Source organism: Paenibacillus sp. FSL H8-0260, assembly GCF_045040625.1.
GTDB lineage: Bacteria > Bacillota > Bacilli > Paenibacillales > Paenibacillaceae > Paenibacillus_AQ > Paenibacillus_AQ odorifer.
The window spans coordinates 287,531-302,305 of sequence record NZ_CP150298.1; the positions used below are offsets into that span (position 1 = coordinate 287,531).

Sequence of the window (14,775 nt, forward strand, 5' to 3'; positions counted from 1 at the left end):
CACTCTATGTAATAAGGAGGAAAGATGAGAAAAAAACATTTAGGTTATCTAGTCCTTATTATCATAATTATTGGAGCGGTAATAATAGCAGTAATTCACGGAAATTCGGAGCGTCAGAACAAGCAGGCAGCAGGAAGCCTTGGAATGGATTATGTGTGCAAAGAGTACACGGAAAGTGCGTCGCTGAGAGTTGCAACGATTTGCAAACCCTTATTTGGAGGGTCGGGTTATCAGGTAGTGCTCGAGGATTCAAGTGGGCAATCTTATTGATAAATGAATCGGATCTCATCTATATGATTATTGGGAGGCACTCCTGCGGGGTGTCTGTTTTTGTTATGTTAAATTGAATTTTGTTATTTATTTTCGGAATAACTAACATTAATACTAACTTAAATAATAAAATAATTATAACAAAAGGGAATATTTAGATTGTTTTATGCCAATGTAACCGCTATAATCTTGCATATACCGAAATATCTAACGAAATTAAAGTATTTTGTTAGTGTTTGTTATTAATAACGAAGCTGAATATGTGGAGGTGAATAGTTAGCGAGTAGGTCTGTAATTGTCTTCTATAAGGACAGATAGTTATTGGGTTCATAACAGCTGGTTGGCTATTCTTATTATCAAATCCATTCATTTTCGAAGGAGAATTAGGAATGAAAAAAGCGAAAAAGTGGCTGGGGAGTATACTTGCCTGTGCAATGATAATGTCTCCTTTCCCCTCTGTAATTTCTGCAGCAGCAGCGCCATCGACTGTGGGATTCGGTGATACACAGGGTCACTGGGCACAACAAAATATTGCGAAGTGGGTAGAAAATGGCGTATTAAACGGGTATCAGGATGGTTCTTTTCATCCCAATGAAGGAATTACAAGAGCTGAGTTTGCTACGATCTTGAATAAGGTATTTGGTTTCTATATGAAGTCAGATCAATCTTTTTCCGATGTAAAAGCGACCGATTGGTATGCAGATCAGCTTTCGTTGGCACGATATGCTGGGTATTATGAAGGATACTCAGAGAATAAAGCACAAGCTACTGATTATATAACGCGTCAGGATGCGGTGACGATGTTGGCTCGGATATTTACTCTTCAAGCTACTGAAAGCGCTTCATCGATGAGCGGATTTAGTGATTCCGCTCAGATTCAGGCTTATGCTAAGGATGCAGTTCATGCGCTCTCAGGTTTGATTACAGGGTATGAGGATGGAACCTTTAAGCCGCTTGGAAGGATCACCCGTGCCGAAGTTATAACGTTAATTAATAAAATAGTGAAGAGTTATTACTCGCAATCTGGAAGCTTTGAAGGAGGAATAGTTTCTGGGAATGTAGTCGTTAATCAGGATGGTGTTGTGTTAAAAAATGCAACGATAAACGGAAACCTGTATCTAACTGCTGGGATCGGTAACGGCGAAGTGACCCTTGAGGGTATTAAGGTTACGGGCACCACATTTATTGCAGGTGGCGGTATAAACTCCATTCTTATTAAGAATAGCTCATTAGGCAAAGTAAATATAAATCGTAAAGAGGGTGAGGTTCGTGTCCTCACGAGTGGTACAACCCAAATTTCTCAGCTAACGGTAGATAGTCTAGCAAGACTGGAGTTTGGAACTGGGACGATGATCACCACGGGAATTCTAAATAGCACTGTGGGGCTGATCCTAGGTGAAGGCGCATCGATTGCTAATCTAAACGTAGCTGTCAAAGCGACTGGAACCACTCTTTCCGGTCAGGGCGACATTGCAAAAGCGGACGTTAAAGCAACAGGAGTAACGTTGAACGGTAAGCCCATTGCTCCTGGCACAATTGTCATTATCAAAGGCAATCAAGGTCCTGTAGCAACGACTACCCCAGCGCCTACCTCGGCATCAGGCTCATCAACAACGCCGGCAGGTCCGACTAATCCAACCGCGGCACCTACAGCGACACCAATACCAACGGAAACACCGACACCAACAGCGACACCGACAGCAACAGCAACACCGACACCGACAGACCCGACGGGTCCTGTGGGACGTATCGAGAATTTAGCGGATGTTGATGCAAGTAGTGAGACTAGATCGCTATTCGCCTATTTACAGGATATCCGCGGCAGTGAGATCTTGTTTGGACATCAGCATGCTACTACAGAAGGACTTTCTATTACTGAAAAGGACGGAACGCAGTCTGAGGTCGAGAATGCAGTAGGCGACCTTCCGGGGCTGTTCGGCTGGGATACGCTTAGTCTTGAAGGTTTTGAGAAACCAGGCGATCTAGGTGCAACCCAGCTGGAGAATCGTGATAAATTAATCGGCGTGATGAAATCTGCTTATGAAAAAGGCGGCGTGCTTACTTTAAGCTCGCATATGCCGAACTTCGTCACAGGAAAGGACTTTTATGACACCAAAGGGAATGTGCTTACGCATATATTACCCGGCGGTGACAAACATGCAGAGTTTAATGCATTCCTGGATATGATTGCGGACTTTGCGAATAACTTAAAAGATGATGATGGTAAAGCTATTCCAGTCATTTTCCGTCCATTCCACGAGCAAAATGGTGGCTGGTTCTGGTGGGGTGCGCCTTACCGTACGAAGGAGCAGTATGCTGAAATTTATCGTTATACCGTTGAATACTTAAGGGACAAAAAAGATGTGCATAACTTCTTATATGCGTTCTCACCGGGAAGTCCATTTAACGGCACAGATGCGACATTCCTTGAGACGTATCCGGGAGATGACTATGTCGATATCCTTGGCTTCGATAATTATTATGACGGAACCACTGAGGGTTGGTTTGATTCAGTCGTGAAGGATGCTAAGCTGATCTCGAAGCTGGCGGATGATAAGGGGAAAATCGCAGCATTTACTGAGTTCGGTTATTCGGGTGTGAAGCCAACTGGAACGAAGGACCTGAAATTCTTTACCAAGCTAATCGCTGCACTGCAGTCTGATCCGGATGCTAAACGGATGGCGTACATGCAGACTTGGGCGAATTTCAATACAGATTCTATCTTTGTCCCTTATAGAAATGCTCCAAACGGGCTAGGGGATCATGAACTGCTCCCTGATTTTGTAGACTATTATAATGATCCGTATACAAGCTTCAGCCATGAAGTGGCTATTGCGGATGCGTATTCGAAACAGGTAACTACAGAAGCCGAGCAACCTTTTTTACACATTGCCTCACCAACGGCAAACCAAACAGTGCCCACGACAAAAACATCGACCCTTCGTGTTCGTGTGTTGAATCAGGACGTAGATAAAGTAACCTACCTGATTGGGGATGACACAACAGAGTACAGCATGGCAGCTGACGCAGAAGGTTTCTATTACTTGGCAGATTGGACACCAGGTGTAGCCTTCGACGAATCTGGCGTGATGCTTACTGTTAAGTCCTATGCAAAGGATGGTTCTGTACTTTCACAAACGATCCAAATCTTTGTAAGTGACGTAGAGGGCAATGGGGACCCATTGATTGTAGATACTTTTGAGAATTACAAAGGGAATGATGAATTACTTCGTGCGGCATTAAGTCCTGCGGGTGATCTAAATACGATCTCACTTGATGCGGACCATAAAAATGATGGCAAGTATGGCCTGAGATTCGATTATAATGTGGATGGCCAAGGTTATACAGGTCGTACCAAAAACATGAATAATGCCGACTGGTCGGACGCCAACAAATTGAAGCTCTGGATTGCACCTGATGGCAGCGACCACAAGCTTGTTATTCAGGTCAATGCAAGCGGCATTTCTTTTGAAGCTTATCCTTCACTGGCAGGTACGACACCTGGCTTGGTGGAAATTCCATTCAGCCAGTTCGCTCCAGCGCCATGGGATACAGGAAATGCCGGTAAAGTAATCACTAAAGAGAACCTTAAGGACATTCGGGCAGTGTCTATCTACGTAAATAAAAAGGACATAGTAGCAAGTACGTCTGGTACGCTGTACTTCGACGATATTGCAGCGTTTAATGATGGAACGGGTGGCGTTCCTAACGGGGGCGAAGGCCCTGGCAGCACGCCAGAACAGGCGAAGCTGTTGTATGGTTTCGAAAAAGATACTCAGGACTGGACAGTAGAGCAAAATAATGCGAGTGCAAGCGCGGCAGTGATCTCGACTGATGAGGCTGCTGAAGGAACTCATTCGTTAAGCTCCTTGTTCTCACTCGATTCAGGTGGAGCTTTTGAGCTCAGCAAAAATGGCAGTTTGGATCTGAGCGCGGTAGATAAATTAAGCGCACAAATTAAACTGTCGAACGGAACAGCGGATGCACGTTTGTATATTAAGACGGGATCAACCTGGTCTTGGGCTGACAGTGGAGCTGTGAAAGTAGATTCGAGCGGATTTACTACGGTTTCGCTCAACTTGGCAGGTATTGCAGATCTTAATAGTGTAAAAGCCATAGGTATCAAGCTCGAGGGATTCAGTGGTACGGGAACTTCTACGCTGTATCTGGATGATGTTCGGACCCTGAAGAATGGTACCGCACCTGAAGCTGTCGTCTATGGCTTCGAGGACAATACACTGCAAGGCTTCAGCATCAATGTGGATGAAAATAATAAATATAATACAGCGCTGGCTCAGAATCTATCGGTGAGCAATGCTGTGTATGCTGAGGGAACTCATTCGATGCAAGCGGACTTAACATTGAATGGAGGGCAATTCCAGCTGCGTCGTATGGTGGTTACCAACTTAGCGAATGCATCAACAATTACGCTTAAAATCAAGGTTGTACCTATTGATGCAAGCGATGTTAGCGGTGTAATGGCTCAGCTGTTTACCCAAAGTGGCTCAAGCTGGGGAACATGGACTGCTTCTACGGCTACACCAGTAGATGCCAATGGATTTACTACAATAACACTGGATATCAGCAAGGTAGCGGATCGTAATTTGACCCAAGCGATTGGCGTTCAAGTCATGACCACAGCAACTGATCCAGTAGGTAGTGCTACCGTATATGTGGACGAAATCACGATTAAATAGAAAGTAGTAAAGCCGGAAGCGAACATTTTACGATGTTCACTTCCGGCTTATTTATTTAGCATCAAATTTATTCATTTTAAGTCGAGTATCTGCTTGAAATTAACGAAGCTTAATAGACCCGCCATCTACCATGATAGTCTGGCCCGTAATATAATCGGAATCTTCACTCGCTAGGAATACCGCAACACGACCAATATCACTTTCCAGTTCACCCAATCTTCTCAAAGGGATTTTTGAAATCATGTTTTGGTAATACTCAGGGTTTGCTTCTGCCCATTCAATCATGCCAGGGGAATTAGCAATTGGAGCAATGATGTTTACGTTGATACCAAATGGACCAAATTCATTAGCGGCTACCCGGGTAATTCCACGGATGGCTTCTTTTGCAGCAGCATATGTTCCTTGATTGGTATCCCCGTTGAGGCCAGCGCCCGATGCAAAATTAATAATTTTACCTTGTGTTTCTTTTAAATACGGTAGTGCTGCTTGCATAAAATAGAAGGTTGGATAGAAGCCTGTATCAAAAGATAAATCGAAATCAGCCTGTGTAGTTTCTTCAATAGATTTCATTCTGGATGCGTGGGCATTGTTTACTAAAATATCTATTTTTCCAAATTTATCAGCTACTTGTTTAACAAGGTGAGCTATTTTATCGTGTTCCTTGAGGTTCGCTTGAATAAAGATAGATTCAGGTTGATATTCTTGTAATTCTTTAATTGTTTCTTTGCCGGTTTCTTCATTGAGGTCAATAATAGCTACCTTAGCGCCTTCTTTAACAAAAGCCAGGGCCATCCCTTTACCAATACCGCCTGCTCCACCAGTAATAATAGCTACTTTTCCTGCAAGTCTGCTCATGTTGGTATCTCCTTTTTGTGAAAAAAATGTAGTATCTAACTCTTATCAGAGGTAAGGTGTAATTGTTACTTCGACTATATATTACCCAAAATAGTAGCTATATTTACCATGAAGTAGAAACGGCATCATTTACCAGTAAAAATATAGATGGTGACCGACGATGAATGTTCAAGTAGCTGATGAGGCCTGTTCCAGCTCTTATGTACATGTTGAGCGATTGAATTAAGCGGCGCACCAAGTGATGAGCAATTGATGATTCATGTGTCGCACCAAGTGATGCTGCAAGTGATGCAATAAGTGAAGTATTTATAGAGTAATTAGGGAAAACTTACCTGATTTTCGGCCGATTTAGTAACTAATTAAGAAATCCCCCTAATTATTAGGGAGGAATTCCCTGATTTCGTGCATTTAGAGTGAATATCGGCTATTTTCAGGGAGTTTTTCCCTAATTAGTTTAAACCCTACCGCAAGCCGTATGAAAAACTCACCTAGCAAGTCGCCCACCGCCCACTGCCTACACCCACCGCTCACCGCCCAACCGCCCACCGTCCAACCACCCAACGCAATATCAGAGAACACTACGCGTGGTATATAGTCATATGGCACAGTAAAATCCATTACTTTTCTATTCCATAAAAAAGAAGCTGCCCCAAGTAGAGTTTACTACTTTTGAGACAGCCTCTTATGGATATTTATAAAGGAAACCCCATCGAGATTACCGCACCGCCATTTCTTCGGTTGCCTGCGCTGATCTGACCTCCACAACGCTCGATGATTGCGCGGGAAATAGCCAGTCCAAGTCCGGATTCTCCGTCTTTTCCTTTTACAAAACGATGGAAGAGATAGGGAAGCAGATCGTCCGAAATTCCAGGGCCATCGTCACTTACGGATAACAGAGCCCGGCCCTCCTTGACCGAAACATGGATATAGATATGTTGATTAGCATAACGTGCTGCATTGGAAACTACATTAAGAAGCGCCTGTAGCAGCTTATCCCTATCCGCACGGATCGTAAGAGAATCTTGATGATCGTGGGAGATATGGAGGGTTAATTCTTTTTTCATTAATAGAGGGTTCATTCGTTCGATGGTTTCTGTCAGTAGATCTTTTAAACAAATAACCGTAGGCTTGAATATATCTTCCTCGCTGTCCAGCTTCGCAAGTAAAGTCATTTCGGACACGAGCTTCTTCAAGCGGCTGCTTTCGCTCATGATAATGTCTAGCCCTTTTACTACATTCTCACCTTCAAAAACACCATCCTTAATCCCTTCAGCGTAGCCGGAAATGGACATTAAGGGAGTTTTTAATTCATGAGACGCATTCTGGAAAAATTGTTTCTGCACATGGTTGAAACGATTTAATTCATCTGCCATGTCATATACCGATTGAGCGACAGATCCAAGCTCTCCACCAGCTTTAATTAATTTAACATCTGAGAAGTGCCGTTCTTTGACTTTGCGGAGTTCTAGTTGCAGCCTCATTAGAGGTTGAATCATCTTCTTGGTGATAAATAGGCCAAATAGGAACATAAATGCTCCCGCTGCGCTGAAAACGATCAGCAGTCTTTTGAGCAAAGCTTGTTCAATAGCAGTGACTGCGCTCATAGGGGTTAGCAGAGTTAGCGTGCCTATAGGTGTAGCCTTCACTTCAGTAATATACCGTGTATCTGTTCCATTCCAAATGTTCTGGAGCTCAGTGGCTTGGCCTGTGACACTCTTGGCATCATAGTTTATTGCAATTGAACTCATCTCTGATGATGTGGACAAGACTTTTCCTGTCTCATCGCTAAGAATGGCTTCGACGCCTGCAGTGCTTAGAGAAGGTATGGTCACCGGCAGAGCTTCCAGCTGAGTGCCAATCTCCCCGATGTATTTACTTTCTTCAGTCAATGTAACTGACATCGCCGCACCAATGGTTCTTAAATCCTCTTTTTGTGTTCCGACAAAATGGTTGAGTAGTACAAAATGGATCACGACTGCAGTAATAGATAGTAGCAATACCAATGCAATACTAAAGGCTAAATTAATCTGATGTGCTAGTTTCATTCGTATGCTCACCCCCATCTGTTCTCATGCGGTATCCGTGTCCCCATACAGCCTCAATGGGCAAATGCTCCAGTTTTTTGCGCATCCGTTTAATGAGATGATCCACGGCGCGATCACTTCCAAAATAGTCGTCCCCCCACACATAGCTCAGCAGCTCATCTCTTGTAAATGCCCGGTTAGGGGCATCAGCGAATACTTTTAGCATGGTGAATTCCTTGCTGGTCAAGTCTACCTCTTCACCACACCAAAATACACGTCTTTCTTCCGGCAATAGTAGAAGCTGGTCGATTTCAAGACGGGTGGAAGTGGTCTGACTATTCAATTTTTCGGCCTGATTACTCATTTTGTACCAGCGTTGAAGCTGCCGTTTGATCCGGGCGACTAATTCACGAGGGCTGAACGGCTTGACTAGATAATCGTCACTGCCAAGCTCCAATCCTAATATTTTATCCACTTCATTATCTCTTGCGGAGATCATAATGATCGGTACTTCGGCTTCGTTACGAATCCTTTTACAGAACTCATAACCATCCATGCCGGGGAGCATAACGTCGAGTACCCACATATCCGGGGGGCTAGTCTGCCACAAGGTCCATGCTTCCTCAGCGCTGCCAAGGCCGATGGTGTGGTAGTTTTCTTTTTGTAAATAAGCTTCAACAAGATTGCGTATATGTTCATCATCGTCGACTACGGCAATGAGATATGGATTATTCATTTCGGGTTACCTCCAAATTATTCTCCTACAATTATATCAATCCAGAGGTGGGTAAGGGCGGCTGCCATTGTTTTTCCACAAATTAACCAATGTTCTGCCACACCCATTATGTAAGCTTGGTCTTGTAAGATCATTCGATTCGACGAGGAGTGTTGTATTTATGAATCAACAGATGTTATTTAAAAAGTTAGCGCTGTCCGCCCTGCTAGTGTCCGCCGTTGCTGCACCGTCTGCAACGAACGCAGCAAGTGGAGCGCAAGACGGAAACACGAAAACAACGGCTGCAGCCGTGGTTACTGCTGCCTCTAAAGGAACAATTGCCACTAAAGTAACCACTATTGATTGGGTAGATCCCCTAGAGTTGGCTAAGACCTACGCACCTAATACCCAAGAAGATTGGAAGAACACCTTGGATCAGTATTATAAGGTTGCTGGATTTAGTGTAACCGCACTTGCCGAGCTTGTGCCTGCGGAACTGGTGGAGGGAGTTCAATTATCTAAAGAAATACTATCCACCGAAGCTCTACCTGCAGGATATATTGAAGCTGGTCGTAACCTTGAAGTAATACCTGTAGTCGATGATATGCAGGTAGATAGCAATATCACTACTTCAATGAAAGCTGTAGACGCGACTTCAATTGCTATTTCCATTCCAGATCTTAGCGACGCGGATAAAGCTTTTTTCAAAGCCCAAGATGATCTGAATAGTGCCGCTATATCCAAAGATGTGACTGTGATCAAGGAAGCTTTAGCTAATCTGTTGGATCAATATAAAGAGAAGATCAAGGAGCTTGAAACAGCCAAATAACGGCGATTAGTGAGGCTTGCTACAGAATAGAGATACTGAAAAGGGTAAAGATAAAAGACACCTCGCGGGGTGTCTTTTTTGTATGCATATCAATCTTCACGCTTTGCCTTTGGCCCTTACTTGCTTCCGCCAGTTCACACCGATCACCCCGGCGATGATCATCACTGTACCGGTCCAATGGTACCATTCCAGTTGCTCATTCAGCAGAAGTACACCACCGAGAATAGAGACAACTGTTGAAAGACTGCCGAAAATGCTCACGCGTGAAGCTTCCATCCGTGATAAAGCATAGTTGGAGAGGAAGGAGGTCACGAGGGAGGAGAGTACGCCGAGATAGAGCATGGAGAATATAAATTTGGGCTCTTGAAAAGGTGTGAAATACTGATCCAAGGTTCCTGCCGAACCATGCTTAATGATCGACAGTCCATTAAAAAATATAAATCCGAACAAAGTAATCATATAGGTAAGTTCTTTGGGACTCCAGGTACGTGTCAGCTTTCGAGCCGCAACATTATAACCGGCAAGGGATAAAGCTGAGATTAGGATGAGCAAGACGCCCCAAAGACTAGAAGAAGAGATACTCAAACCTGGAATGGCAAAGATAAGAATAATGCCTGCAACTGAGATTAATGTAGAGATCTTTTGGAAGCTGCTCGTGGTTTCCTTCAAGAACATCGCCGCCAAAAGGATGGTGAAGATGGGCATTGTCGCCTGAATAATACCCGCTACAGCGGAGGTTGTATACAGAAGTCCATACGCCTGAAGGGTGAAATATAACGCTGGATACATTAAAGCCAGTGGGATTATCACTGCTGCCTTGGATATTCCAAACTTCACCCGCCCCCACCCTGGAAAAGTAAATAAAGAAGCGGCAAGGAAAGATAACGTGAAGCGATGAGCTAGCGTATCAAAAGGATCCGAGACGGTTAGGGCCATTTTTACAAATATAAAGGAAAACCCGACGATAATCGCATTCATGACAGCTGCTGCTATCGCTTTTTGAGTAGAAGATGTATTCATTAGTAAAGACCTCCAAAGTGTTGCGCGCATTTAGGTACCGGTCCTGTTCTGCTCTTTATTCTAAGGCTAGAGTAGCTGTGCTACAATGTAATTATTATTCATCTGTACCGGTACAGAATAAGCTTGGAGGAAGGTGAAAGGGATGTATAAGTATTCGGAGTTAATCAACGAGCTGGAAGCGCAAATTGCCGAGGATACGTATCGTGAGGGAGATAAATTACCGTCTATCCGGGAGTTGTCCTTACGTTATGGATGTAGTAAAAGTACAGTAATTCGCGCTTTACAGGATCTTCAGGACAAACATTTAATCTATGCCGCCTCAAAAAGTGGTTATTATGTCATGAAACGAAGCGGACAGCGAAAAGACGAAGGTGCACATTGGATCGATTTTACGGTGTCTGCACCCGACCCGGATATTTTTCCGTATCTGGATTTCCAACATTGTATTAATAAAGCGATTGATATGTACCGCAATGACTTGTTCATCTATGGAACGCCGCAGGGGCTTCCTTCTCTTATTCGTGAAATGCAGCGGCATCTGGCTTCTTATCAGGTATTTGCCAATCCGGAACAGATTTTTATTACCTCAGGTGTGCAGCAGGCGCTTGGCGTATTGACCCGAATTCCTTTTCCGAATGGCAGGCAGCGAGTGCTGATTGAGCAGCCGGGTTATCCGCTTTTTATGGAATATCTGAAGACGTATGGCATTGAGACAGAGGGGATAAAGCGTTCGGATGCTGGGGTGGACTTGAATGAATTAGAACGGTTATTTAAGACAGGCCAGTTCAAGTTCTTTTATACCGTCCCGCGATTTCATAATCCGCTTGGCGTCTCCTATACCCGTCCCCAGAAGAAGGCGATTGCTCAGCTAGCAGCTAAATACGATGTATACATCGTTGAGGATGACTACATGGCGGACTTGGAGCAGGATGCAAAAGAGGATCCGATCTACGCTTATGACGATGCTTCCCATGTGATCTATTTGAAAAGCTTTTCCAAAATTATATTTCCGGGTCTGCGTGTCGGTGTCGCTGTACTGCCAGCGGTCCTGTGTGACTCTTTTAACCGATTCAAAAGACTGATGGATATAGATAGCTCTATGCTGTCTCAGGCTGCCCTGGAGTTGTATCTGAAAAGCGGAATGTTCGAGCGCCACCGAAAAAAGATGCGTTCCTGCTACGAAAAAAGATCCACGCTGCTCCATGAATCGATTATGAGAGAGTTAGATACAGCGACAGCACAGCATTATTCCTACCATCCAACCGGCCAGCTTGGTGTGCATACGTATCTGAAGCTTAGTGACAGCATAAAGACAGAACAGATGAGCAAACGTCTGCAAAAAAAGTTCATTCGCATCGAAATGGCGGACAGCGGGTATCTGCCCTCTTTTAATAAAGAGAAGATTCTAAAGCTCAATGTATCCAGTGTAAAAGAGCCGGATATTCGCTTTGGCATTGAACAGGTAATGCAAGAAATACGCTGAGAGCGCAGCAATAAATGAGTGGATGATAATGGTGGAAATGCTGGGAGCCCATTGGAGTAGAAACAAAAAAGCGTTCCTCCAGTAACAGGGATCGTTTTTTTGCGTTGTGGGTCGTTGGCAAATCTGGCAGCAGTGAACTGATGGACAGCAGATCTCATTATCGGTACAACTCGCAGTAATCTCTGGTTCTTCTATAAATATCCGAACACATTTTCTGTGCAATCTTCGGCCGAGTCATGCGGACCCAGATAACGTTATTTGCTAGTTTTTAGCCTTTGGAGCAGGTTTTCGGACACCAGCGCCGCTATTCAATTAGAAAGGGGTTATATTGGGTGGTTTTCATGCTAATAACGGCTATGGGGTCCGCTAGCACTCTAAAAATGTGAAAAAGCCGCTTTTAAGGTCAGCTGTGTCCGATAGCGAATTCGCTAAGTGCAAATTACCAAGATGCTTTATTTATCTTTGCTTCGGTAGCGAGTATCAGCAACAAGCGCAAAAAAAGAGACCGGGTTCGGTCTCTTTTAGTTATTTCTCGATAGGAGGTATGAATTAATTCGCAAAAAAGTTCGGCAGGAACTCTTTATTAGCTTCCAGCATTTCGTCCAGCATCCGAATCGCTACGTCCACGGACGGAACAAGCGGGTGATGTGCGAGCGCCTGAAGGGCAAGGGCGCGGTCTCCGGTTACAGCGGCGTCAATCGCCAGCTGTTCATAGGTTTTGACAGCATGAATGAGTCCTTTAGCCATGGTTGGAATTTTGGTCAGTGGCAGAGGTAGCGGGCCGTTTTTGGTGACCACGCAGTTCACCTCAATGCTGGCGTCATCTGGCAGGAAGTCCAATATGCCACGGTTAGCGACATTTAGGGTCTGAATGTCGTTTGATCCGTTATGAAGCGATCTCATGAGATTAACAGCTGCTTCTGAGTAAAAAGCACCGCCGCGCTGTTCCAGCTGCTTCGGCTTCTCGCTTAGCTCTAGATTACCATAAAGCTCGAAGAGCTCTTCTTCTACACGTTTGACGACTTCAGCACGGTTAATGCCTTGCTTATGGGAGTCCATCTGCTCTTCGAGCATGGCATCGGTCATATAGAAATATTTTAAATAGTATGAGGGCAGTGCATGAAGGGATTGCAGGAATTCCGGGTCCCATTCTCTTGCCGGTACGTTCTTAGCGCTGTAGCTGGTTGTATCTGCAAGCATATCATCCAGCTTGTCTTCACCTTCAACATCGATACGAGTAATCCAGTGCAAGTGGTTGAGGCCCACAAATTCGGCATATACGCGGTCTGCTGCTACATTATATTTGGCAGAGACTTGCTTGATCAGGCCGATAGGTGCGTTGCACAGGCCAATACTTTTTACCTTAGAATATTTCAGAACGGCTTCGGTGACCATCCCAGCAGGGTTAGTGAAATTGAGCAGCCATGCGTTGGGAGCCAGTTCCTCGATATCACGGCATACATCCAGAATAACAGGGATGGTGCGCAGTGCTTTCATCATTCCCCCAGGACCTGTTGTTTCTTGGCCAATAACGCCATATTTGAGCGGAATCGACTCATCACGGGCACGGGCATCAAGCATGCCGACACGCATCTGAGTGCTGACGAAGTCGGCGCCTTCGATCGCTTTACGGCGGTCTGTTGTCAGATGAACCTCAATCGGAAGGCCGGATTTCTCCACCATACGTTTTGCCAAGTTACCTACAATATTCAGCTTGCGAAGACCAGGCTCAATATCTACAAGCCATAATTCGCGCACGGGAAGTTCTTTATAGTGAAGAATGAATCCCTCTACTAATTCTGGGGTATACGAAGAACCTCCACCGATAACTGCAATCTTTAATCCTTGGTTAGCTGCCAAGATTAATCACTCCTGTCTTGTAGTTTGTTTGATCGATTCATAATCCTGAAATTTCCGCATTTTCTCATATACTTCACTACTAAGGGTCAACCCATCTTGATCCATAGCTGACCATACTGCACCGACTACAGGCTCTGTGGCAAGGGTAACCACGGTTGCCTGAGGGGCTGCAGCGTGTACAGCTTTCTCGATAGGCTGGCGAATCCAACCGCGATCCCCTCGGGTTAGCAGACTTCCTGCCAGCACCACATCGAAGGCCTCCTGCTCCATGCCTAGCTTGTGAATGATAGCTGCCGCAGACTTCCCTAGTTCAACCCCTTGCCGATGTAAAATCTCCAATGCTACGGCATCTCCTTCAGCTGCTGCTTCAAAGAGCAGGCGGGCAACATTTACGGGGACTTTTTTCCAATGATCAAGGAAATCGTGAAACATATGCCCAACTTCCTCATAACCTAACATTTTTAGCAGTAAGCCTGTTAATAGGGTGGGCTGTTCCCGGCCGTCCCAAGCTCGGATAACGGAACGAAACACCTCAATATTGAGTGCGCCACCCCCGCCAAAATCACCGTACATATAGTCAAAGCCGCCGCATTGATAATGCTCTCCCTGCAGGTTTCTGCCTGCTGAATTGGTGCCGGTGCCGCAGATGAGCGCGACACCATATGGGCGATTCGTTCCGGCGCGTAGACCGATCATAGTGTCACAGTTAATGGTGTATTTGGTGAATCCTATCTGGCGTATCATCGGATGGAGAATAGCATAGTCGGCCTCGCGATCAGCACCGGCAAGTCCGAGATAGGTATGCTGGATGTCTTCCAACCGGAGTCCGGCTTCAGCCAGCGCCCCGAATGTGGCCTCTTTAATACTGTTGGCGGCCTCAAGGGCGCCTGTCTGGTGGTTGCCGTTACCACTCTTGCCTTTGCCAAGAACATTGCCATGTTCATCGCTTAGCAGAGCATAGGTTTTCGTGCCTCCCCCATCGATCCCCAAGTAGTAAGTCAATGGTCGTCACTCCTAGTGTA

At 45.0% G+C, this 14,775-nt stretch carries 10 protein-coding genes; 4 read left to right on the plus strand and 6 right to left on the minus strand.

From position 1 onward, the window contains the following. Nucleotides 1-24 precede the first annotated feature (24 nt). Together MHI51_RS01330 and MHI51_RS01335 are read left to right on the plus strand one after the other, a co-directional pair. Complete coding sequence (locus tag MHI51_RS01330; protein ID WP_405173497.1) at nucleotides 25-270, plus strand: hypothetical protein; 246 nt, start codon at nucleotides 25-27, stop codon at nucleotides 268-270. 389 nt (nucleotides 271-659) lie between these two features. Then, complete coding sequence (locus tag MHI51_RS01335; protein WP_405173498.1) at nucleotides 660-4,967, plus strand: glycosyl hydrolase; 4,308 nt, start codon at nucleotides 660-662, stop codon at nucleotides 4,965-4,967. 99 nt (nucleotides 4,968-5,066) lie between these two features. Here MHI51_RS01335 and MHI51_RS01340 read toward each other — a convergent pair whose 3' ends face one another. The 3 genes from MHI51_RS01340 to MHI51_RS01350 form a co-directional block, all read right to left on the minus strand. Continuing rightward, nucleotides 5,067-5,822 (minus strand): SDR family NAD(P)-dependent oxidoreductase, encoded by a 756-nt coding sequence (locus tag MHI51_RS01340; RefSeq protein WP_038568170.1) that lies wholly within the window; start codon nucleotides 5,820-5,822, stop codon nucleotides 5,067-5,069. A 692-nt stretch (nucleotides 5,823-6,514) separates the two neighbouring features. Then, on the minus strand, nucleotides 6,515-7,867 hold the full coding sequence (locus MHI51_RS01345) for a cell wall metabolism sensor histidine kinase WalK (protein WP_076275911.1): 1,353 nt from the start codon (nucleotides 7,865-7,867) through the stop codon (nucleotides 6,515-6,517). Continuing rightward, nucleotides 7,845-8,582: a response regulator transcription factor gene (locus MHI51_RS01350; protein ID WP_076126944.1), complete on the minus strand. Its 738-nt coding sequence runs from the start codon at nucleotides 8,580-8,582 to the stop codon at nucleotides 7,845-7,847. Before MHI51_RS01350 ends, MHI51_RS01345 begins: the two co-directional genes overlap by 23 nt. A 160-nt stretch (nucleotides 8,583-8,742) precedes the next feature. Between MHI51_RS01350 and MHI51_RS01355 the strand changes: the two genes are divergently transcribed. Beyond that, nucleotides 8,743-9,390 carry a hypothetical protein gene (locus tag MHI51_RS01355; RefSeq protein WP_076275912.1) on the plus strand — a complete coding sequence of 216 codons (648 nt, stop codon included), beginning with the start codon at nucleotides 8,743-8,745 and terminating at the stop codon, nucleotides 9,388-9,390. Between the two features lie 96 nt (nucleotides 9,391-9,486). Here the strand turns inward: MHI51_RS01355 and MHI51_RS01360 are convergent, their stop codons facing one another. Continuing rightward, on the minus strand, nucleotides 9,487-10,410 hold the full coding sequence (locus MHI51_RS01360) for a DMT family transporter (protein ID WP_076206086.1): 924 nt from the start codon (nucleotides 10,408-10,410) through the stop codon (nucleotides 9,487-9,489). Between the two features lie 142 nt (nucleotides 10,411-10,552). Between MHI51_RS01360 and MHI51_RS01365 the strand changes: the two genes are divergently transcribed. After that, nucleotides 10,553-11,893 (plus strand): PLP-dependent aminotransferase family protein, encoded by a 1,341-nt coding sequence (locus MHI51_RS01365; RefSeq protein WP_076275914.1) that lies wholly within the window; start codon nucleotides 10,553-10,555, stop codon nucleotides 11,891-11,893. Nucleotides 11,894-12,442: 549 nt separating this feature from the next. Here MHI51_RS01365 and MHI51_RS01370 read toward each other — a convergent pair. Together MHI51_RS01370 and MHI51_RS01375 are read right to left on the minus strand one after the other, a co-directional pair. Further along, on the minus strand, nucleotides 12,443-13,753 hold the full coding sequence (locus MHI51_RS01370) for a 6-phospho-beta-glucosidase (RefSeq protein ID WP_076275915.1): 1,311 nt from the start codon (nucleotides 13,751-13,753) through the stop codon (nucleotides 12,443-12,445). 6 nt (nucleotides 13,754-13,759) lie between these two features. Further along, entirely contained in the window at nucleotides 13,760-14,755 is a 996-nt protein-coding gene (locus MHI51_RS01375) for an N-acetylglucosamine kinase (protein WP_076275916.1), read from the minus strand. Nucleotides 14,756-14,775 lie beyond the last annotated feature (20 nt).